Origin of the sequence: Streptomyces sp. NPDC007088, assembly GCF_042869355.1 — a bacterium.
Taxonomy (GTDB): Bacteria; Actinomycetota; Actinomycetes; order Streptomycetales; family Streptomycetaceae; genus Streptomyces.
The window spans coordinates 57,833-78,251 of the sequence record NZ_JBIAFO010000018.1; the positions used below are offsets into that span (position 1 = coordinate 57,833).

The following is a 20,419-nucleotide window of genomic DNA, read 5'->3' on the forward strand; positions in this document are numbered from 1 at the left end:
GTTCGACTTGCGCCTCGTTTACCGCTGCGTACGGTCTGCAAGCACTCACGATACGTGCCGGAGGCGCGTTCTCAGGGGGAGATGCCCGATCTGGCGGCGGGGACACCTGCCGCGGCGCACCGGAACGGGCGCCGGGCCGGAGCGGCCGGCGCCCGGCGGCGGGGGCCTGGTGTCAGGACTTCGGCTCGAAGGTCCGGGTCAGCGTGTTCCAGGTGTCCTCGCGGCGCTCGCTGCCCCAGTCCGCGTCGCGGGCGGTGTACATCATTCCGTATCCCAGCGAGCCGTTCACGACGAAGCCGCGGTCGACGGTGTGGAAACGGGTGCCGCCGTCGGTGTAGGTGAACTCCCAGTCGGCGGTGTTCCAGCCGCGGAACTCGGCCTTCTCGATGCGCAGGCGCTGGTACTGGGAGCGGCGCATCGCGCGCTCCTGGTTCCGCCAGTCCTGGACCGGGTCGGACTTGGGGGTGCCGGTCCAGCCGATCAGCAGTTTCTGGCCGTCAGGCCCGGTGAAGCGGGCCCCCGCCGCGTCGGTCGAGCGGTACGACCAGCCCTCGGGCAGCCTGATGGAGAAGCCCTGCGAGTGGCGGAAGCCGGTGGTACCGGCGGCCGGGTCGCCGCCCTTCCCGCCGTCCGCGCCCTTCCCCTTGCCGCCGCCCTTGTCGCCCTTGCCGTCCTCGTCCCCCGCGTTCTTGCCGTCCTTGCCGTCCTTGCCGTTCTTGCCGCTCTTCCCGTTCTCGTCCTCACCGGACTTCCCGGCGGACGGGGAGGACCGCGGGCCGGAGGGCTCCTTCTCCCCGGCGGAGGAGGCGTCGGTGGCCTTCTGCCCGCCGCCCTGCCGGGCGTCCGCGCCCCCGTCGCTCGCGGCGGCGCTGCTCGCGGCGGCGGCCTTGCCGCCCTTGCCGTTCTCCTCGTCCCCGCCGCCGAGGGTCAGCGCGAGCACGGTGGCGACGATCGCGAGGACGATCACGACGGCCACGGCGATCAGGGTGCGGCGCGGTACGACATCGGTGATCGAGGCCCGCGTGGCCGCCGCTCCCCCGCCACCGCCGGCGGTCGCGGTCGTGCCGGAGCGCGGGGGCCCGCTCACGGAGGGCGTGGCGGCGGCGGGGCTCTTGGCCGCGGCGGCACCGGCACCCGCACCGGCACCCGCGGCGGCGCCCGCGCCCACACCCCAGCCGCGCCGGGCGGGCTTCGCGGCGGGCGCGGCGGGGGCCGGGGGCAGCGGGACGACCTTGGTGCGGTCCATGGGGACGGGGGCGCCCTCGGGGGCGGAGAGCACCTCGTTCAGCAGGGCGCGCGCCCCGGCGTCGTCGAGGCGCCGCGCGGGGTCCTTGACGAGCAGTCCGTAGATGACCGGTTCGAGCGGCCCCGCGTGCTTGGGCGGGTCGACGGGCTCGGTCATGACCGCGGTGAGCGTCGCGATCGCGGAGCCCTTGTCGTACGGCGGGACGCCCTCGACGGCCGCGTAGAGCAGCCCGCCGAGCGACCACAGGTCGGCGGCCGGACCCGGCTTGTGGCCGCGCGCCCGCTCGGGCGAGATGTAGGAGGGGGCGCCGACGAGCATCCCGGTGGAGGTGACGGAGGGGTCGCCCTCGACCTGGGCGATGCCGAAGTCGGTGAGGACGACGCGGCCGTCCTCGGCGATCAGGACGTTGGAGGGCTTCACGTCGCGGTGCAGGATGCCCTCGCGGTGCGCGTCGCGCAGCACGTCGAGGACGGCGAGGCCCACCTCGGCGGCGCGGCGCGGGCTGAGCAGCCCGTCCTCGCGGACGAACTCGGCGAGCGACTTGCCCTCGACCAGTTCCATGACGATCCACGGCCGGTCGTCCTCGTCGACGACGTCGAAGACGGTGACCGCGCCGTTGTTGCGAATCCGGGCGATCGCCTTCGCCTCGCGCAGCGTGCGGGTGATCAGCCGTCGCTTCTCGTCGTCGTCGATGCTGGAGGGGAAGCGCAGCTCCTTGACCGCGACCGTCCTGCCGAGGGTCTCGTCGGTCGCCCGCCACACCGTACCCATGCCACCGCGGCCCAGGACCTCCCCCAGGCGGTACCGCCCGGCGAGGAGACGACCCTTGGACTCGCGCGCCTGCTCCGACTCCGACATGCGTCCCCTCTGCAACCCGCCCTGACAGAGCCTCCATTGTCACCCACGCCGGGACCGCTTCTCGCCCAGGGTCCCGGGCGGGGCCCGGCCCCGCCGCCCAGGCCCCGGCCGCCACTCTCCCGCCGCCGCGTGCCGGGGGCAAGGGGCCGGGACAGTTCCTGACGCGCCGTGAGAGAAGGGACACGGATTCCGGTTTCCGTCCCTGTGCGCAGAAGTCGGGCACCCGCGCGGCGGCCGCCTCCCGCTTTCGCCCCGGCCTCCGTCTCAGTTGAGCGGCACGATGTCCGGGGCGCCGAGGCGGGCCGCGTCGGCGCTGAGGTCGTCGGGCTGGCGCTGCGACTCGCGTTCCGCCTCGACGCGTTTCGCGTACCGCTCGATCTCCCTCTCCGTCTGGTCCGCCTCCCAGCCGAGCACGGGGGCCATCAGCCCGGCGGCCTCGCGGGCGCAGCGGGTGCCCCGGTCGAAGGTCTCGATGGAGACGCGGGTGCGGCGGGTGAGGACGTCGTCGAGGTGCCGGGCGCCCTCGTGCGAGGCGGCGTACACGACTTCGGCGCGCAGGTAGTCGTCGGCCCCGGTCAGCGGGGCGCCGAGCCCGGGGTCCCCGGCGATCAGGCCGAGGACCTCCTCGGCCAGCGAGCCGTAGCGGTTGAGCAGGTGCTCGACGCGGACGACGTGCAGTCCGGAGCGGCTCGCGGTGAGGGCCCGCGCGTTCCACAGGGCGCGGTAGCCCTGCGCCCCGACGAGCGGCACGTCCTCGGTGACACAGTCCGCGACCCGCTGGTCGAGCCCGTGCACCGCCTCGTCCACGGCGTCCTTGGCCATGACCCGGTACGTCGTGTACTTGCCGCCCGCGACGACGACGAGTCCGGGCACGGGATGCGCCACGGTGTGCTCGCGGGAGAGTTTGCTGGTCGCCTCGGACTCCCCGGCCAGCAGCGGGCGCAGCCCCGCGTAGACGCCCTGCACGTCGTCGCGGGTCAGCGGCCGGGACAGCACCGAGTTGACGTGGTCCAGCAGGTAGTCGATGTCGGCGCTGGAGGCGGCGGGGTGCGCCTTGTCGAGGTCCCAGTCGGTGTCGGTGGTGCCGACGATCCAGTGCCTGCCCCAGGGGATGACGAACAGGACGCTCTTCTCGGTGCGCAGGACGAGGCCGCTGGTGGAGTTGATCCGGTCCTTGGGCACCACGAGGTGGATGCCCTTGGAGGCGCGCACGTGGAACTGTCCGCGCTCCCCGACCAGGGCCTGGGTGTCGTCGGTCCACACGCCGGTCGCGTTGACGATCTGCCGGGCGCGGATCTCGTACTCGCCGCCCGCCTCGACGTCCTCGACGCGCGCGCCGACGACCCGTTCGCCCTCGCGCAGGAACCCGGTCACCCGGGCCCGGTTGGCGACGTCGGCGCCGTAGGCGGCGGCGGTACGCACCAGGGTCGTGACGTACCGCGCGTCGTCCACCTGCGCGTCGTAGTACTGGAGGGCGCCGGTCAGCGCGTCCTTGCGCAGGCAGGGCGCGACGCGCAGCGCGTGGCGGCGGGTCAGGTGACGGTGGGCCGGCAGCCCGCGCCCGTGGCCCCGGGCCGTCGACATCGCGTCGTACAGGGCGACGCCCGAGCCCGCGTAGGCGCGTTCCCACAGGCGGTGGCGCAGCGGGTAGAGGAAGGGCACGGGCTTCACGAGGTGCGGGGCGATGCGTTCCAGGAGCAGTCCGCGCTCCTTCAGTGCCTCGCGGACCAGCGCGAAGTCCAGCATCTCCAGGTACCTGAGGCCGCCGTGGACGAGCTTGCTGGAGCGGCTGGAGGTGCCCGAGGCCCAGTCGGCGGCCTCGACCAGACCGGTCGTCAGGCCCCGGGTGACGGCGTCCAGGGCGGTGCCCGCGCCGACCACCCCGCCGCCCACCACCAGGACGTCCAGCTCCCGCTCGGCCATCCGGGCCAGGGCCTCGGCGCGCTGCGCCGGCCCGAGTGTCGCTGTCCTCACGGTCGCCTCCTGTGCTGTCGCTTGTGCGGACCGCGCCGCCGTGCGGGCGGGGCCCGTGGATGCCGTGCACCGGCCGGACGACGCACCGGTCGCGGGGCACCGCGTGCGTGCCGCGCCCTCTTCTCCTGCCTGCCGCGGCCCCTCCGTACACACCCGGGTGGGCGCCGCCACCCGGGACATATCAGGAAATTCCGTGCGCCATTACCACAGCACGGTCATATTTACTCCTAGTCTGACAGCGCGCTCACCCCCGGACCGCCACCACTCCTTGGGAAGGACGGCCCATCCATGCCCGCAGACCTCGCGGTGATCGGCCTCGGCCACCTCGGTCTCCCGCTCGCCCGTGCCGCCGTCGCGGCGGGGATCGCGACCGTGGGCCACGACGAGCCGGCCAGGGTCCGCGACCTCGCGCTCGGCCGGCTGCCCGGCGGCGGCACCGAGGCCGCGCTGAGCGCCGCCGAGGTACGCCGGATGCTCTCCGGCGGCTTCCGGCCCACCGCCGACCCGGCCGAACTGGGCCGGGTGCGCACCGCCGTGATCTGCGCCCCCGTCCGGCTCGCCCCGGACGGCTCGCCGGAGCTGTCCCGGGTCGCCGAGGCGGCCCGCGCCCTCGCCGCCCGGCTGCGCCCGCACACCACCGTCATCCTGGAGTCGCCCGCCTACCCCGGGGCCACCGAGGACTTCCTGCGGCCGATCCTGGAGCAGGGCTCGGGGCTGCGGGCGGGCCGCGACTTCCACCTCGCGTACTCCCCCGGGCGGCTCGACCCCGGCAACCGCGTGCACGACTACCACCGCACCCCGAAGGTCATCGGCGGCCTCACCCCGGCGTGCACCGAGTCGGCCGCCGCGTTCTACGGCCGGCTCACCGACAAGGTGGTGCGGGCGCGCGGACCGCGCGAGGCGGAGACCGTCCAGCTCCTGGAGACCAACTACCGGCACGTCAACATCGCGCTGGTCAACGAGATGGCGGTGCTCTGCCACGACCTGGGCGTCGACCTGTGGGACGTCATCCGCTGCGCCGAGACCAAGCCGTACGGCTTCCAGGCGTTCCGGCCGGGGCCCGGGGTCGGCGGGCACGGCGTCCCGCTGGACCCCGAGCACCTGCCGCACCCGGCCCGTACGCCGGGCCATCCGCTGCGCATGGTCGGCCTGGCCCGCGAGATCAACAACCGGATGCCCAGCTACGTCATCCAGCGCGCCGCGACCCTCCTCAACGAGCACGGCAAGTCGGTGCGCGGCGCCCGGGTGCTGCTCCTGGGCGTGACCTACAAGCCGGACGTCGCCGACCAGGAGGGCGCGCCGGCCGAGGAGATCGCCACGCGGCTGACCGGTATGGGCGCGACCATCAGCTACCACGACCCGCAGGTCCCGCACTGGCGCGTCCTGGGCCACCCGGTACCGCGCGCCGACGCCCTGTACGAGGCGACGGCCGCGGCCGACCTGACGATCCTGCTCCAGCACCACCGCACCTACGACCTCCAGGGCCTCACGGTGAAGGCGCAGCTCCTCCTGGACACCAGGGGGGCGACCCCGGTCGGCGCGGCCCACCGGCTGTGAGGGGAGGCGGTCGCGGGGCCGGTCCGGTGTAACGGCCCGGCAACCGGACGCCCCGGTGCCGCCACCCGCTGTTACTGTTTCGGCTCGTCTGACGTGCCCCGATCAAGCAGGACCGGGCGCGCGTCCTCAGCCGACCGTCACAGGGGGACTTCCGTGTCGCAGCAGTACCCGCCGCCCGCCGGGCAGCCAGGACCGTCGCCGCAGCCGGCCGCACCGCGGGACACGGCGGGCTTCGGCCCCGCCCCGGCGCCCGCGGCGCCCGCCGCCCCGGCCGGCTTCGGCCCCGCCCCGGCCGTGCCCCCGCGGCAGTCGCCGGACCGCCCCCTCCCGCCCGCCGCTCCGCCGGCACCCGGGCAGCCCTTCTTGGCCGCCCCGGCCGGCTTCGGCCCGGCCGCCCCCGCCGCGCGCGGCGGCAACCTGACGCTCGGCCTGCTCGCGGCGCTGGTGGCCGCGCTGGTCACCGCGGGCGTGTACGGCTGGCTGATCAGCGCCATCGAGCGCGAGGTCGGCTACGCGGCGGTCGGCGTCGGCTTCCTGGTGGGCTTCGCCGCGGGCAGGCTGGGCGGCTCGCACCCGGCGCTCGCCCCGGTCTCGGCGGTCCTGTCGCTGGGGGCCGTGGCCGCCGGCCAGCTCCTCGGGATGGCGCTGCTCGGCGCGAAGGAGTCGGCCTTCACCGTGAACCAGCTGCTGCTGGACCACTTCGGCCTGGTCCGGGAGGCGTGGCAGGAGAACCTCGACCTCCTGTCCTTCCTCTTCTTCGCGCTCGCGGCCTTCGCCGCCTTCTCGGGCGCGCGCAAGGCCGCCGCGTAGCCGGCCTCGCGCGCACGCGCGTACGGCGGGGCCCGGACCAGAAGCACTGGTCCGGGCCCCGCCGCGTGGTGTTACGAGCAGGCTCAGCTCTGGTCGTGGCGCGAGGGCGAGACGGTGACCTCGACCCGCTGGAACTCCTTCAGCTCGCTGTAGCCCGTGGTGGCCATCGCGCGGCGCAGGGCGCCGAAGATGTTCATCGAGCCGTCCGGGGTGTGCGAGGGACCGGCCAGGATCTCCTCGGTCGTGCCGACGGTCCCGAGGTCGACCTTCTTGCCGCGCGGCACGTCCTCGTGGACGGCCTCCATGCCCCAGTGGTGCCCCTTGCCGGGCGCGTCGGTGGCGCGGGCCAGCGGGGAGCCCATCATGACCGCGTCGGCCCCGCAGGCGATCGCCTTCGGCAGGTCGCCGGACCAGCCGACCCCGCCGTCCGCGATGACGTGCACGTAGCGGCCGCCGGACTCGTCCATGTAGTCGCGGCGCGCGGCGGCCACGTCGGCGACGGCGGTGGCCATCGGGACCTGGATGCCCAGGACGTTGCGCGTGGTGTGCGCGGCGCCGCCGCCGAAGCCGACGAGGACCCCGGCCGCGCCGGTGCGCATGAGGTGCAGCGCCGCCGTGTACGTCGCGCAGCCGCCGACGATGACGGGGACGTCCAGCTCGTAGATGAACTGCTTGAGGTTGAGCGGTTCGGCGGCGCCCGACACGTGCTCGGCGGAGACCGTGGTGCCGCGGATCACGAAGATGTCGACGCCCGCGTCCACGACGGCCTTGGAGAACTGGGCGGTGCGCTGCGGGGAGAGCGCGGCGGCGGTGACGACACCGGAGTCGCGCACCTCCTTGATGCGCTGCCCGATCAGCTCCTCCTTGATCGGGGCCGCGTAGATCTCCTGGAGGCGGCGGTTGGCGCTCTCCGCGTCCAGGGCGGCGATCTCGTCGAGCAGCGGCTGCGGGTCCTCGTACCGGGTCCACAGCCCTTCGAGGTTGAGCACGCCGAGGCCGCCCAGCTCACCGATGCGGATCGCGGTGGCCGGGGAGACCACGGAGTCCATGGGTGCCGCGAGGAACGGCAGGTCGAAGCGGTAGGCGTCGATCTGCCAGGCGATCGAGACCTCCTTGGGGTCACGCGTGCGGCGGCTCGGTACGACGGCGATGTCGTCGAACGCGTACGCCCTCCGGCCGCGCTTGCCGCGTCCGATCTCGATCTCAGTCACCTGCTGGCCTTTCCTACGCGGTCATGCTTTCGTCCCCCAGTATCCCCCGGCACGGACCGGGGCCCCGGGGGCGGGTGTCCGCCCCCGGGGCCCGGGGGTGTCCGTGCGTGCGGCGCGCTCAGTGGCGGCTGTAGTTCGGCGCCTCGGCCGTCATCTGGATGTCGTGCGGGTGCGACTCCTTGAGCCCCGCCGAGGTGATCCGGACGAAGCGGCCGCGCTCCTGCGTCTCGGGCACGGTGCGCCCGCCGACGTAGAACATGGACTGCCGCAGGCCGCCCACGAGCTGGTGCACGACGGCCGAGAGCGGGCCGCGGAAGGGCACCTGGCCCTCGATGCCCTCGGGCACGAGCTTGTCGTCGGAGGCCACGCCCTCCTGGAAGTAGCGGTCCTTCGAGTACGACTTGTGGTCGCCGCGGGTCTGCATCGCGCCGAGCGAGCCCATGCCGCGGTACGACTTGAACTGCTTGCCGTTGATGAACATCAGCTCACCGGGCGACTCCTCGCAGCCGGCCAGCAGCGAGCCCAGCATCACGGTGTCGGCGCCGGCCACGAGGGCCTTCGCGATGTCGCCGGAGTACTGGAGGCCGCCGTCGCCGATGACCGGGACCCCGGCCGCCTTCGCGGCGAGCGCGGCCTCGTAGATCGCGGTGACCTGCGGGACGCCGATCCCGGCGACGACCCGGGTCGTGCAGATGGAGCCGGGGCCCACGCCGACCTTGATGCCGTCGACGCCCGAGTCGATGAGCGCCTGGGCGCCGTCCCTGGTCGCGATGTTGCCGCCGATCACGTCGACCCCGGGGGCGTTCGACTTGATCTTGGCGACCATGTCGCCGACGAGGCGGGAGTGGCCGTGCGCGGTGTCCACGACGACGAAGTCGACCCCGGCCTCGACGAGCGCCTGGGCCCGCTCGAAGGCGTCGCCCGCGACGCCGACGGCGGCACCGACGATGAGCCGGCCCTCGGCGTCCTTGGCCGCGTTCGGGTACTTCTCGGCCTTCACGAAGTCCTTGACCGTGATGAGGCCCTTGAGCACACCGGCGTCGTCGACCAGCGGAAGCTTCTCGATCTTGTGGCGGCGCAGCAGCTGCATCGCGTCCACACCGGAGATCCCGACCTTGCCGGTGACCAGCGGCATCGGCGTCATGACCTCGCGCACCTGGCGGCCGCGGTCGGTCTCGAAGGCCATGTCGCGGTTGGTGACGATGCCGAGCAGCTTGCCGCCGCCGTCGACCACGGGCACCCCGCTGATGCGGAACTTCGCGCAGATCGCGTCGGCCTCGCCGAGGGTCGCGTCGGGGTGGACGGTGATCGGGTCGGTGACCATGCCCGACTCGGAGCGCTTGACGAGGTCGACCTGATTGGCCTGGTCCTCGATCGACAGGTTGCGGTGCAGGACACCGGCGCCGCCCTGCCGCGCCATGGCGATGGCCATCCGGGACTCGGTCACCTTGTCCATCGCGGCCGACAGCAGCGGGACGTTGAGCTTCACGTTCTTCGACAGGTACGAAGAGGTGTCGATCTGGTCGGGAGCCATGTCCGAGGCCCCCGGCAGCAGCAGCACATCGTCGTAGGTCAGCCCGAGTGTCGCGAATTTCTCGGGCACTCCGTCGACGTTGGTCATGACACCTTCTCCAAATGGCCTTGATCGGTGCGGATGTCCATGCTAACGGCCCGGGAAGGCGTGACATTCCACGAACAAGATCGACGGAGACCTTCGGAGGTTCCCACGGAAGCCCCCGCCGGGGGTGTCCGGGGCCGCTACGGCTGTTCGGCCAGGGCCCGCAGCCGGCTGAGCGCGCGGTGCTGGGCGACGCGGACGGCGCCCGGGGACATCCCGAGCATCTGCCCGGTCTCCTCGGCGGTGAGGCCCACCGCGATGCGCAGCAGCAGCAGTTCGCGCTGGTTCTCGGGGAGGTTGGCGAGGAGCTTCTTGGCCCACGCTGCGTCGCTGCTGAGCAGGGCGCGTTCCTCGGGCCCGAGGGAGTCGTCGGGCCGCTCGGGCATCTCGTCGGAGGGGATCGCGGTCGATCCGTGCCGCATCGCGGCGCGCTGGAGGTCGGCGACCTTGTGCGCGGCGATCGCGAAGACGAAGGCCTCGAAGGGCCTGCCGGTGTCCTTGTAGCGCGGCAGGGCGAGCAGGACGGCGACGCACACCTCCTGCGCGAGGTCCTCCACGAAGTGACGGGCGTCACCGGGCAGCCGGGACAGCCGGGTGCGGCAGTACCGCAGGGCCAGCGGGTGGACATGGGCGAGCAGATCGTGCGTGGCCTGCTGATCGCCCTCGACAGCGCTGTGGACGAGGGCCCCGATCGCGGTCGTCTCCTCGTCACGCATCGGACCATGGTGCCTTGGCGCCCGGCGATCCGCGTCGCCGCCTCCGTAGTTGTGCACTGAAGCGTTATGAGCAGGTGCGCCGGATGTCATGTCCTGCGCCCTCCCCTCCCGCTCGACCGACTCGTCCCCGAGGAACTCCACACCCCCAAGGATGCGGCATCACGCGGGGAACTGACACAGGCCGCGTGCACGGCCCCGGTCCTGGCGCTCCCGCGCCTGGTCAGGCACCCCGTCCGCCGCACGGCGGACGGGGAGGGGGAGCGCCGGGGACCCGCCGGCGCCCCTGGGGGCGGACCGCCGCGGCGGCACCCGGGGCCTCTGGGCCGGATCGGACCGGCGCGCGAGGGCCGGTCCGGGCGGACGAAGGGCGGACGGACGAGGGGCGAACGGCTCTACCGCACCAGGCCCCAGCGGAAGCCGAGGGCCACCGCGTGGGCGCGGTCCGAGGCGCCGAGCTTCTTGAACAGCCGGCGCGCGTGGGTCTTGACGGTGTCCTCGGAGAGGAAGAGCTCACGCCCGATCTCCGCGTTCGACCGGCCGTGGCTCATGCCCTCCAGCACCTGGATCTCGCGCGCGGTGAGGGTCGGGGCTGCGCCCATCTCGGCGGACCGCAGCCGGCGCGGGGCGAGCCGCCAGGTGGGGTCGGCCAGAGCCTGGGTGACGGTCGCCCGCAACTCCGCGCGGGAGGCGTCCTTGTGCAGGTAGCCGCGGGCCCCGGCGGCGACCGCGAGGGCCACTCCGTCCAGGTCCTCGGCGACGGTGAGCATGATGATCCGGGCGCCCGGGTCGGCGGAGAGCAGCCTCCGCACCGTCTCCACACCTCCGAGTCCCGGCATGCGCACGTCCATGAGAATGAGGTCCGAGCGATCGGCGCCCCAGCGGCGGAGGACTTCCTCGCCGTTGGCCGCCGTCGTCACGCGCTCGACACCGGGCACGGTCGCGACCGCGCGGCGGAGCGCCTCTCGGGCAAGCGGGGAGTCGTCGCAGACGAGGACGGAAGTCATGACTGTCCCTCGCAGCTCTCGCAGCTGTTGCGCGTCACCTTGAGCCTCCAGGCTGGTACTGAATCGTCACCTGAGCGGTGGACACCCTCGGACATCTGCCCGAGCGCTTGTTCCGTCAACCGCCTCAGCCCTCTCAACGACGGTCACCCGAAAGAGTTACGGCCGGGTCGCTCCCGCTCGGCACTCTACGTGAGGGGTCGCACACCTCACCGTGACCGGCCGCTCGCGCGCGCCGCGGGAGGACACTCCCGGCCGCGCGCGAGCGGCCGCACGAGAAGCGCGGACCGTCGTCGAACTGAACCATGCCCCATTTAGCGCCTTTTGTTCACGTTTATCGGTGTCTATAACTAGATTCCCCAAGAGTCATATTTTCATCTTCTTAGACAGTCGCTGTACCGTCATGGGCACCGTATCTGCACAGAACGGCACAAAGGGGACATGCAATGGCAGATTTCTCCCGTCTTCCCGGCCCGAACGCGGACCTGTGGGACTGGCAGCTGCTGGCCGCCTGCCGCGGGGTCGACAGCTCCCTCTTCTTCCACCCGGAGGGTGAGCGGGGAGCCGCGCGAAGCGCCCGGGAGACCTCGGCGAAGGAGGTCTGCATGCGGTGCCCGGTACGCGCCGAGTGCGCGGCCCACGCCCTGGCCGTACGCGAGCCCTACGGGGTGTGGGGCGGCCTCACCGAGGACGAGCGCGAGGAGCTGATGGGCCGCGCGAGACACCGGCTCGTACAGACCCCGGCGGGGGGTGGCGGCACCCGGAGCGAGGCGGAGGGGGAGCCCGCCCGTCAGGAGCCGGCCCGCCGGGAACCTTCCCCGCAGGAGCCTTCCCGCCAGGAAGCCGCCCGCCGCGAGCCCGCCCGCCAGGAGCCCCGCGCGGACCCGTACGCGGACGCCGACCCGTACGCGGAGGCGGGGGCGGGCTCCGACCCGTACGCGGGAGCACGCGCGGACTCCGACCCGTACGCGGAGGCGGACACGGAGCCGTACGTGGGGGCGCGCGCGGAGCCGCACCTGGAGTTCTGAGCGCGAGAGAGCGCTGCCACACCAGAGAAGGAACGTTTCAGCGGACGGCTCGGCACACGGCCGGCCGGCCCTGCGTGCTGCCCTGCCCCGCCGCGTCCCGCCGGGTGTCGCCCCGCCGGAAGCCCGTCCGCGCGCCTCAGCGCACGGCGGCCCGCGCGAGCCGGTCGAGCGTGGCGGAGACGGCCGGCACCTGGGCGAGGTCGGGCAGGGTGAGCGCGACGATCTGGCGGCGCACGGCGGGCTCCACGGCGACCGCGCGCACCCCCTTGGGCCGGATGGACTCCAGCGCGAGTTCCGGCAGGACGGCGACGCCGAGACCGGCGGCGACCAGCCCGTGCACGGCCGGGTAGTCGTCGGTGGCGAAGTCGATGCGCGGGGCGAAACCGGCGCTGCGGCACACCTCCACGAGCTGGCTGCGGCAGCGCGGGCACCCGGCGATCCAGGGGTCGTCGGCGAGTTCGCCGATCCCGGCGGTGGCGTTCTCCCGGTCCAGCCGGTGCCCCTCGGGGACGAGGCCCACGAGACGGTCGGCGAGCAGGGGCCGCACGACGAGGTCGGCCCACTCCTCCGCGTCCTCGGCCGGGCCGTCCCCGTAACGGAAGGCGAGCGCGATGTCGCAGTCCCCCTCGCGCAGCAGTTCGACCGAGCGGGGCGGTTCGGCCTCCTCCAGGGAGACGCGGGTGCCGGGGTGGTCGCGGCGCAGCGCGGCGAGGGCGGCCGGGACGAGCGCGGAGCTGCCGCTCGGGAAGGACACGAGGCGCACCCGGCCCGCCCGCAGTCCGGCGATGGCGGCGACCTCCTCCTCGGCGGCGGTGAGCCCAGCGAGGATGCCGTTGGCGTGCCGGGACAGGGCCTGGCCGGCCTGGGTGAGCCGCATCTCACGGCCGGTACGGACCAGCAGCGGGGTGCCGGCCGAGTTCTCCAGCGCCTTCATCTGCTGGCTCACGGCGGGCTGCGTACAGCCGAGTTCACGGGCGGCGGCCGAGAAGGAACCGGTCGCGGCCACGGCGCGCAGGACGCGGAGGTGTCGGGCCTCGATCATGCCACCGAGCATAAGTGATGCTTGGAGACGACCACGAATTGCCACAGCGGGCTTTGATCACCTGAGGGCACCGGGCGGCGCGCCGGGCTGCGCACCGCCTACCCTCCCGGTCATGAGGCTTCTGTCTGTGAACGTGGGCCGGCTGCGGCGGGTTCCCTACACGAACGCCCCCTCCGGCGGTACGGGCATCGACAAGCGTCCGGTCGAGGGGCCCGTGCGGGTCGCGGCGCCGGGGCCGAAGGGGGTGGGGGCGAGCGGTCTGGCCGGGGACGTGGTGAGCGACACCCGCCACCACGGCGGGAACGACCAGGCCGTGTACGCCTTCGCCCGGGAGGACCTCGACGCGTGGGAGCGGGAGCTGGGGCGCCCGCTGGCGAACGGGTGTTTCGGCGAGAACCTGACGACGCTGGGCCTGGACCTGACGCACGCGCTGATCGGCGAGCGCTGGCGGGTCGGCCGCGAGGTGGTCCTGGAGGTGACGAGCGGGCGCGTCCCGTGCCGTACCTTCGCGGGGCATCTGGGCGAGAGCGGCTGGATCAGGCGGTTCACGCGCAAGGGCGAGACGGGCGCGTACCTGCGGGTGATCACGCCGGGCGGGATACGGGCCGGGGACCCGATCGAGGTCGTCCACCGCCCGGACCACGAGGTGACGGTGGCGCTCCAGTTCCGGGCGGGTACGACGGACCGTTCGCTGCTGCCCCGGCTGCTGCCGGCCGGGGAGGCGCTGCACGGCGAGTCGCTGGCCGCCGCACGGGAGTTCGTGGCGCGCGAGGGCGGGGCGGTGGAGGCGGGCGGCGTCTAGCGGTCGTGGAGATCACTAGCCTTGCCGCATGACTACGGCTCTGATTACGGGATCGACCGCCGGTATCGGCTCGGCCTTCGCCCGGCGGCTTGCGGCGGACGGGCACGACCTGATCCTGGTCGCGCGCGACACCGACCGGCTGCGGGTGCAGGCGACAGAACTGCACGACCGGCACGGGGTGGAGGTCCGGGTGCTCGCCGCGGACCTCTCGACCGACGCGGGTATCGCCTCGGTGGAGAAGCGGCTGGCGGACGGGAAGCAGCCGGTGGACCTGCTGGTGAACAACGCGGGTTTCGGGAACCGGGGCCGCTTCCTGGAGGTTCCGGTCGCCGACGAGCTGACGATGCTCAAGGTGCACTGCGAGGCGGTGCTGCGGCTGACGGTGGCGGCGACCCGCTCGATGCGGGAGCGCGGGCGCGGCGGCGTGGTCAACGTGGCCTCGGTCGCGGCCTTCCTGCCGCGCGGTACGTACGGGGCGTCGAAGGCGTGGGTCGTGCAGTTCACGCAGGGCGCGGCGCGGGACCTGGAGGGCAGCGGGGTGCGGCTGATGGCGCTGTGCCCCGGTTTCGTACGGACGGAGTTCCACGAGCGGGCCGGGATGGGCACGGACAACATCCCGAAGTGGATGTGGCTGGACGCCGACAAGCTCGTGGCCGCGGCACTCGCCGACCTGGCGCGGGGCCGTACCGTCTCGATCCCCGATCCGCGCTACAAGGCGCTCATGAGCGTGGTGAAGTTGACACCGAGGGCCCTCCTCGGGGGCGTGACCTCGCGGACGGGCCGGAAGTACGGGCCGCGGTAGCCGGGCCGGGGACGAAGGCGCCCCCCGTCAGGCGCACCCGTCGCTTGAGGCCGCCTCCGGACCAGCCGGACGCCTTCCGGACCGGCCGGACGTCCTGTGCGTCAGCCGGACGCCTTCCGGACCAGCCGGACGTCTTCCTCACCAGCCGGACGACTCCTGAACCAGCCCGTCCGGCGTTCGAGGACGACTGCATCCAGCCCATCCGGCGCTTGAGGACAACTACTTCCAGCCCGTCCGGCGCTTGAGGACGACTACTTCCAGCCCGTCCGGCGCTTGAGGACACGGCCGAAGGCCGGACACCCCCGACGGCGGTGACAGAACGAGGTCCGGTCCTCCCCCAGAGGGGAAGGACCGGACCTCGCGACCCAAGCGGAGCGGATCAGTGGGAGTGACCGTGCGAGTGACCGCCGGCCTCCGCCTCCTCCTCCGCCGGCTTCTCGACGACCAGGGTCTCGGTCGTCAGAAGCAGGGAGGCGATGGACGCGGCGTTCTCCAGCGCGGAGCGCGTGACCTTGACCGGGTCGATGACGCCGGCCTTGACCAGATCCCCGTACTCGCCGGTCGCGGCGTTGAAGCCCTCGCCCTTGTTCAGCTCGGCGACCTTGGAGGTGATGACGTAGCCCTCCAGGCCGGCGTTCTCGGCGATCCAGCGCAGCGGCTCGACGGCGGCGCGGCGGACGACGGCGACACCGGTGGCCTCGTCGCCCTCCTTGCCGAGGGAGCCCTCCAGGACCTTGACGGCGTGGACGAGCGCGGAGCCACCACCGGAGACGATGCCCTCCTCGACCGCGGCGCGGGTCGCGGAGATGGCGTCCTCCAGACGGTGCTTCTTCTCCTTCAGCTCGACCTCGGTGGCCGCGCCGACACGGATCACGCAGACGCCGCCGGCGAGCTTCGCGAGGCGCTCCTGGAGCTTCTCGCGGTCCCAGTCGGAGTCGGTGGTCTCGATCTCGGCCTTGATCTGGGCGACGCGGCCCGAGATCTCGGACTGCTCGCCGCCACCGTCGACGATGGTGGTGTCGTCCTTGGTGACGGTGACGCGGCGGGCGGTGCCCAGCACGTCCAGACCGGCCTGGTCGAGCTTGAGGCCGACCTCCTCGGCGATGACGGTCGCACCGGTGAGGGTGGCCATGTCGCCGAGCATCGCCTTGCGGCGGTCGCCGAAGCCGGGCGCCTTGACGGCGACGGCGTTGAAGGTGCCGCGGATCTTGTTGACGACCAGGGTCGACAGGGCCTCGCCCTCGACGTCCTCGGCGATGATCAGCAGCGGCTTGGAGGCACCGGCCTGGATGACCTTCTCCAGCAGCGGCAGCAGGTCCTGGATCGAACCGATCTTGCCCTGGTGGATGAGGATGTACGGGTCGTCGAGGACGGCCTCCATACGCTCCTGGTCGGTCACCATGTACGGGGACAGGTAGCCCTTGTCGAAGGCCATGCCCTCGGTGAAGTCGAGGTCCAGGCCGAAGGTGTTGGACTCCTCGACGGTGATGACACCGTCCTTGCCGACCTTGTCCATCGCCTCGGCGATCAGCTCGCCGACCTGCTTGTCCTGGGCGGACAGCGCGGCCACGGCGGCGATGTCGGACTTCTCCTCGATCGGCCGCGCGGTGGCGAGCAGGTCCTCGGAGACGGCCTTGACGGCCGCGTCGATGCCCTTCTTGAGGAGGGCGGGGGAGGCGCCGGCGGCGACGTTGCGCAGGCCCTCGCGGACGAGCGCCTGGGCCAGGACGGTCGCGGTGGTGGTGCCGTCACCCGCGATGTCGTTGGTCTTGGTCGCCACCTCCTTGACGAGCTGGGCGCCGAGGTTCTCGTACGGGTCCTCTACCTCGACCTCGCGGGCGATGGTCACACCGTCGTTGGTGATGGTGGGGGCGCCGAACTTCTTGTCGATGACGACGTTGCGGCCCTTGGGGCCGATCGTCACCTTCACGGTGTCGGCAAGCTTGTTGACGCCACGCTCAAGGGCGCGACGGGCGTCCTCGTCGAACTTCAGGATCTTCGCCATGGGAGCGGTTCAGCCCTCTCGGAAAACTGGATCTGAAAACGAGTCGCGCCCCCGGCCCCGGCTTCATGTGCATCGGGGGCCGGGGGCGCAGCTCATAGCAAAGCTGGGTGAATCCGGGTGGATTACTTCTCGATGATCGCGAGCACGTCGCGAGCCGAGAGGACGAGGTACTCCTCGCCGTTGTACTTCACCTCGGTGCCGCCGTACTTGCTGTAGAGCACGACGTCGCCGGTCTTGACGTCGAGCGGCAGGCGCTCGCCGTTCTCGAAGCGGCCCGGACCCACAGCGAGGACGACGCCCTCCTGGGGCTTCTCCTTCGCGGTGTCCGGGATGACCAGGCCAGAGGCCGTGGTCTGCTCGGCGTCGAGCGGCTGGACCACAATGCGGTCCTCAAGCGGCTTGATGGCAACCTTGGAGCTGGCGGTCGTCACGATCCGACCTCCCCCTTCGGAGATCTCGCGGGGTCAATGGGGTGGCGACCAGGTGGTCCGTCGTCGCGGGTGCCGGACTGCCCGTCGCTGTTTGGCACTCTCCGGTGGGGAGTGCCAGGACCGAGACTATGACTGCGATTAGCACTCGGTCAAGCGGAGTGCCAGACGAGTCCCGGCGGACCAGCCCGCGAGCGGCCCCCGGCGGACCGGCGAAGGGCCCCCGGCGGACCGGCGAGGGGCCCCCGGCGGACCGGCGAGGGGCCGCCGGAAGGCCGCCTGGGGGCCGGTGGGCGGGGTCGCGGGCGGGCCGGAGGACGGCCTCAGCGCTCAGACATAGTCCTCCAGCCTGGCCACCGCGTACCCCTTCTCGGTGACGGTTCGCAGAAACGTGCGCAGGGCGTCCGGCATGGTGCCCTTCCACTGCGCGCGGCCCTGGAAGTGCGTCAGCACGATGTCGCCGGGGTGCAGGTCCTGGTCGGCCTCGCGGTACTCCCAGCGGCCGGGGAAGACCTCGGCGTTCCACAGCGGCACCGCCCGCACCCCGCAGGACTTGGCGGTGACGAGGGTGTCGCGGTTGTAGTCGCCGTACGGCGGCCGGAAGAGTTCGGGCCGCTTCCCGTACTGGCGGCCCAGGATGTCCTGCATCCCGCAGATCTCCTCGCGCTGCTCGCCGCGCGAGAGGGCGGGCAGGTAACGGTGGTGCAGGGTGTGGTTGTTGATCGCCACGCCCTTGTCCCGCGCCTTGCGGAAGTAGCCGTAGTCGTCGCTGACGAGGTAGTCGCTCAGGAACGCCGAGTACGGGATGTGCAGTTCCTCCAGCATCCGCAGCGTGTCGGGGTCCTTGTTGTCGCCGTCGTCGATGGTCAGGAACACGACGCGGTCGGTGGTCGGCACGGTCGTGAAGACCGGGGGCAGGGCCTCGTCCCGCTGGCCGCGCACCTCGAAGCCGGCCCGGGTCGGGGGGAGCACCTTGTCGGCCGGCGGGGGCGGGGCGATCATCGGCGGCTGCTTGAGGCCCCAGCGGCGGGAGGCCGCCACGAGGGCCTCGCGTTCGCGGGCGACGCGGGCCCGTTCCGCGATGGCCCGCTCGGCGGCGGCCTTCGCCGCCTCCCGGTCCAGCTCCAGCGCGCCCTTGGGGGCGGCGGCGGCCGGCCCGGGAGCGCCCTGGACCCCGGCGCCCGCCCGCGCGGAGGGGCTCGCCTCGCCCCCCGCGTCCCGCGCCCCGGTCGCGCAGCCGGAGGCGGCGAGGAGGGCGGCGAGCAGGAGGGGCAGCCGACGCCGCGCGAACCTGCCACCCCGTGAGGTCTTTCTGTCTTTTTGTCCTACTAATCTCATGAGGCCGCATCCTGCTACGGCTGTCGCGCGGCGCGGGCGCGCCACGATTGCGCAACAGCCGGGCGGAGGACGCGCTTCCGCCGCACGGCCGTACGACCCTGGTCCCATGAGCGACCTCTCGCCCCCGCACGCTCCCCGGCCGGGGCCGCCCTCCGCGTGGGCGCAGGTGGCGCTGGCCCTGGTCCTCGGCCTGGTGGAGCTGGCCGTGGTGGCCTGGGCGGTCTTCGCGGACGGCCTGAGCGGCTGGGCCGCCGCCGCCTCGCAGGGCACGCCCGACCACAGCACGCTGCGGTTCACGGTGCTGGGCGTCGGCGGCTTCGGCGCGGTGCTCACCGCGCTGTTCTGGTGGGGACGGGAGCGGGTGGCCGCCGTCCTCCAGGGCCTCCTGGCCTTCCTCCTGCTGCTGGTCACGGCGCTCAGCTGGGTACAGGGCACCGGGAAGGCACCCGCGCCGTCCCCGTCCCCCACCTACCGCGGCACGTACGGGCAGTGCTTCAGCGGCGGCGACGACGACGAGTGCCCGGGGGGCTGAGCCGGGGCGGCGGGCGGGAGCGGCGCCGCGTCCCGCGTGCGGGGCCGGGGCGGCGGCACCGGAGAATGGGCGGGTGGACCTCGAAGACTTCCGTGCCCTGCGTACCCCCGAGGGCGCCGCCCTGCTCGACGAGCTGCGCGGGCTGCGCCCCGCCGAGGAGCTGTCGGCGGCCACGCGGCTGCGCCGCGGCCACCCGGCCTCCCTCGTGTCGGCGGCGATCGGCCAGGCACGGCTGCGGGACCGGGCGGCGGCGAAGTTCGGGGCGGCGGACGCCGGACGCATGTTCTTCACCCCGGGCGGGGTGGAGCAGGCCACCCGCGCCCCGGTCGCCGCCCACCGCGCGCGCCGGTTCGCCGACCTCGGGGTGCGCCGCCTCGCCGACCTGTGCTGCGGGATCGGCGGGGACGCGCTCGCGCTGGCCCGGGAGGGCATCGCCGTCCTGGCCGTGGACCGCGATCCGCTGACCGCCGAGGTCGCGCGCGCCAACGCCGAGGCGCTGGGCCTCGCGGATCTGGTCACCGTGGAGTGCGCGGAGGTCGCCGAGGCCGGCCTGTCCGGGTTCGACGCGGTGTTCGTGGACCCGGCGCGCCGCGGCGGCCGGGGCCGGGTCTTCGACCCCGAGGCGTACTCCCCGCCCCTGTCCTGGGCGGTCGGCGCGGCGCGCGGGGCGCCGCTCGCCGCGCTCAAGGTCGCCCCGGGCGTCCCGCACGAGGCGATCCCGCCGGACGCCTCGGCGGAGTGGGTCTCGGACGGCGGCGACCTCAAGGAGGCCGTGCTCTGGTTCGGTACGGAACCGGACGCGGAACGGCTCGCGGGGGCGGCGCGGGCGACCGCGACGCTCCTGCCGGGCCCCCACCGCCTCACCGGCCGGGGCCTGCCGAACCCGCCGGTGCGGGAGGTCGGCCGCTATCTGTACGAGCCGGACGCGGCCGTGATCCGCGCGCATCTGGTCGCCGAGGTGGCCGAGGAGCTGGACGGCGCGCTGATCGACGAGACGATCGCCTTCGTCACCTCGGACCGCCTGCGCCCGACCCCGTACGCGCGCCCCTACGAGATCACCGACGTCCTGCCCTTCGGCGTGAAGCGGCTGAAGGCGCTGCTGCGCGAGCGGGAGGTGGGCACGCTCACGGTGAAGAAGCGCGGCTCCGCGATGGAGCCGGAGGAACTGCGCAAGCAGGTGAAACCGAAGGGCCCGAACGCGGCGACCGTCTTCCTGACCAGGGCGGCGGGGGCACCGGCGATGCTGGTGGGGAGGCCGGCGGGATGAGGGGGCGGACGGAACCCGTACGCGGGGCAGCGGCGAGCGCTGTCGGGCCGGTTCCCGGCCGGTCCCGAGCGGACCCCTCGGCCAGTTCTCCGGGGGGGAGGAGGACGGGAGGGCGGTGGGCGCGATAGGCGCGGCGGTCTCGCGCGCGGCGGCGTCCGGGGCCGCCGGCCGCGGGGTGGACGGC

The 20,419-nt window shown here is 73.4% G+C and carries 16 protein-coding genes and 1 pseudogene; 7 read left to right on the top strand and 10 right to left on the bottom strand.

Annotated elements, in window-relative coordinates; genetic code table 11:
* Positions 1-172: 172 nt before the first annotated feature.
* Together ACFYMP_RS24965 and ACFYMP_RS24970 are read right to left on the bottom strand one after the other, a co-directional pair.
* Positions 173-2,104: a serine/threonine-protein kinase gene (locus ACFYMP_RS24965; protein WP_388861653.1), complete on the bottom strand. Its 1,932-nt coding sequence runs from the start codon at positions 2,102-2,104 to the stop codon at positions 173-175.
* A gap of 264 nt (positions 2,105-2,368) precedes the next feature.
* Positions 2,369-4,078 carry a glycerol-3-phosphate dehydrogenase/oxidase gene (locus tag ACFYMP_RS24970; protein WP_388861655.1) on the bottom strand — a complete coding sequence of 570 codons (1,710 nt, stop codon included), beginning with the start codon at positions 4,076-4,078 and terminating at the stop codon, positions 2,369-2,371.
* Positions 4,079-4,366: 288 nt separating this feature from the next.
* Between ACFYMP_RS24970 and ACFYMP_RS24975 the strand changes: the two genes are divergently transcribed.
* Positions 4,367-5,635, top strand: a complete 1,269-nt coding sequence (locus tag ACFYMP_RS24975; RefSeq protein ID WP_388861657.1) for a nucleotide sugar dehydrogenase — start codon at positions 4,367-4,369, stop codon at positions 5,633-5,635.
* A 153-nt stretch (positions 5,636-5,788) separates the two neighbouring features.
* Complete coding sequence (locus ACFYMP_RS24980; protein ID WP_388861659.1) at positions 5,789-6,445, top strand: hypothetical protein; 657 nt, start codon at positions 5,789-5,791, stop codon at positions 6,443-6,445.
* An 83-nt stretch (positions 6,446-6,528) separates the two neighbouring features.
* On the opposite strand, the gene ACFYMP_RS24985 is transcribed toward ACFYMP_RS24980, so the two are convergent.
* The 4 genes from ACFYMP_RS24985 to ACFYMP_RS25000 form a co-directional block, all read right to left on the bottom strand.
* Complete coding sequence (locus ACFYMP_RS24985; protein WP_388861661.1) at positions 6,529-7,656, bottom strand: GuaB3 family IMP dehydrogenase-related protein; 1,128 nt, start codon at positions 7,654-7,656, stop codon at positions 6,529-6,531.
* Between the two features lie 118 nt (positions 7,657-7,774).
* Positions 7,775-9,277 (bottom strand): IMP dehydrogenase, encoded by a 1,503-nt coding sequence (gene guaB / locus ACFYMP_RS24990; protein ID WP_388861663.1) that lies wholly within the window; start codon positions 9,275-9,277, stop codon positions 7,775-7,777.
* A 137-nt stretch (positions 9,278-9,414) separates the two neighbouring features.
* On the bottom strand, positions 9,415-9,990 hold the full coding sequence (locus ACFYMP_RS24995; protein ID WP_388861665.1) for a sigma-70 family RNA polymerase sigma factor: 576 nt from the start codon (positions 9,988-9,990) through the stop codon (positions 9,415-9,417).
* Between the two features lie 392 nt (positions 9,991-10,382).
* Positions 10,383-10,994, bottom strand: a complete 612-nt coding sequence (locus tag ACFYMP_RS25000) for a response regulator transcription factor (protein ID WP_003948568.1) — start codon at positions 10,992-10,994, stop codon at positions 10,383-10,385.
* A gap of 443 nt (positions 10,995-11,437) precedes the next feature.
* On the opposite strand from ACFYMP_RS25000, the pseudogene ACFYMP_RS25005 reads away from it, so the two are divergent.
* Positions 11,438-11,758, top strand: a pseudogene (locus ACFYMP_RS25005) (WhiB family transcriptional regulator); the annotation flags it as partial.
* Positions 11,759-12,155: 397 nt separating this feature from the next.
* Here ACFYMP_RS25005 and ACFYMP_RS25010 read toward each other — a convergent pair.
* A complete protein-coding gene (locus ACFYMP_RS25010) occupies positions 12,156-13,061 on the bottom strand; it encodes a LysR family transcriptional regulator (protein ID WP_388861667.1) in 906 nt (301 codons plus the stop codon).
* Positions 13,062-13,173: 112 nt separating this feature from the next.
* Here ACFYMP_RS25010 and ACFYMP_RS25015 point away from each other — a divergent pair, with 112 nt between their 5' ends.
* Together ACFYMP_RS25015 and ACFYMP_RS25020 are read left to right on the top strand one after the other, a co-directional pair.
* Positions 13,174-13,863 (top strand): MOSC domain-containing protein, encoded by a 690-nt coding sequence (locus ACFYMP_RS25015; RefSeq protein ID WP_388861669.1) that lies wholly within the window; start codon positions 13,174-13,176, stop codon positions 13,861-13,863.
* A 28-nt stretch (positions 13,864-13,891) separates the two neighbouring features.
* On the top strand, positions 13,892-14,665 hold the full coding sequence (locus ACFYMP_RS25020) for an SDR family NAD(P)-dependent oxidoreductase (RefSeq protein WP_388861671.1): 774 nt from the start codon (positions 13,892-13,894) through the stop codon (positions 14,663-14,665).
* A 379-nt stretch (positions 14,666-15,044) separates the two neighbouring features.
* Here the strand turns inward: ACFYMP_RS25020 and groL are convergent, their stop codons facing one another.
* The 3 genes from groL to ACFYMP_RS25035 all read right to left on the bottom strand — a co-directional run bounded on the left by groL (position 15,045) and on the right by ACFYMP_RS25035 (position 18,436).
* Positions 15,045-16,670 carry a chaperonin GroEL gene (gene groL, locus ACFYMP_RS25025; RefSeq protein ID WP_388861673.1) on the bottom strand — a complete coding sequence of 542 codons (1,626 nt, stop codon included), beginning with the start codon at positions 16,668-16,670 and terminating at the stop codon, positions 15,045-15,047.
* A gap of 122 nt (positions 16,671-16,792) precedes the next feature.
* Entirely contained in the window at positions 16,793-17,101 is a 309-nt protein-coding gene (gene groES / locus ACFYMP_RS25030) for a co-chaperone GroES (RefSeq protein ID WP_003948573.1), read from the bottom strand.
* Positions 17,102-17,428: 327 nt separating this feature from the next.
* Positions 17,429-18,436, bottom strand: coding sequence for a polysaccharide deacetylase family protein (locus tag ACFYMP_RS25035; RefSeq protein WP_388861675.1), 1,008 nt, complete (start codon positions 18,434-18,436; stop codon positions 17,429-17,431).
* A gap of 106 nt (positions 18,437-18,542) precedes the next feature.
* Here ACFYMP_RS25035 and ACFYMP_RS25040 point away from each other — a divergent pair, with 106 nt between their 5' ends.
* Positions 18,543-18,968: a DUF6234 family protein gene (locus ACFYMP_RS25040; protein ID WP_388861677.1), complete on the top strand. Its 426-nt coding sequence runs from the start codon at positions 18,543-18,545 to the stop codon at positions 18,966-18,968.
* Between the two features lie 73 nt (positions 18,969-19,041).
* Positions 19,042-20,235, top strand: coding sequence for an SAM-dependent methyltransferase (locus tag ACFYMP_RS25045; protein ID WP_388861679.1), 1,194 nt, complete (start codon positions 19,042-19,044; stop codon positions 20,233-20,235).
* Positions 20,236-20,419 lie beyond the last annotated feature (184 nt).

What these genes read in the sequence shown, in the direction of transcription:
- ACFYMP_RS24965 (WP_388861653.1), bottom strand. Translation starts at nt 2,104, where the DNA reads ATGTCGGAGTCGGAGCAGGCGCGCGAGTCCAAGGGTCGTCTCCTCGCC.
- groL (WP_388861673.1), bottom strand. Translation starts at nt 16,670, where the DNA reads ATGGCGAAGATCCTGAAGTTCGACGAGGACGCCCGTCGCGCCCTTGAG.
- ACFYMP_RS24975 (WP_388861657.1), top strand. Translation starts at nt 4,367, where the DNA reads ATGCCCGCAGACCTCGCGGTGATCGGCCTCGGCCACCTCGGTCTCCCG.
- ACFYMP_RS25010 (WP_388861667.1), bottom strand. Translation starts at nt 13,061, where the DNA reads ATGATCGAGGCCCGACACCTCCGCGTCCTGCGCGCCGTGGCCGCGACC.
- ACFYMP_RS25000 (WP_003948568.1), bottom strand. Translation starts at nt 10,994, where the DNA reads ATGACTTCCGTCCTCGTCTGCGACGACTCCCCGCTTGCCCGAGAGGCG.
- ACFYMP_RS25015 (WP_388861669.1), top strand. Translation starts at nt 13,174, where the DNA reads ATGAGGCTTCTGTCTGTGAACGTGGGCCGGCTGCGGCGGGTTCCCTAC.
- guaB (WP_388861663.1), bottom strand. Translation starts at nt 9,277, where the DNA reads ATGACCAACGTCGACGGAGTGCCCGAGAAATTCGCGACACTCGGGCTG.
- ACFYMP_RS24995 (WP_388861665.1), bottom strand. Translation starts at nt 9,990, where the DNA reads ATGCGTGACGAGGAGACGACCGCGATCGGGGCCCTCGTCCACAGCGCT.
- ACFYMP_RS25035 (WP_388861675.1), bottom strand. Translation starts at nt 18,436, where the DNA reads ATGAGATTAGTAGGACAAAAAGACAGAAAGACCTCACGGGGTGGCAGG.
- ACFYMP_RS25020 (WP_388861671.1), top strand. Translation starts at nt 13,892, where the DNA reads ATGACTACGGCTCTGATTACGGGATCGACCGCCGGTATCGGCTCGGCC.
- ACFYMP_RS25040 (WP_388861677.1), top strand. Translation starts at nt 18,543, where the DNA reads ATGAGCGACCTCTCGCCCCCGCACGCTCCCCGGCCGGGGCCGCCCTCC.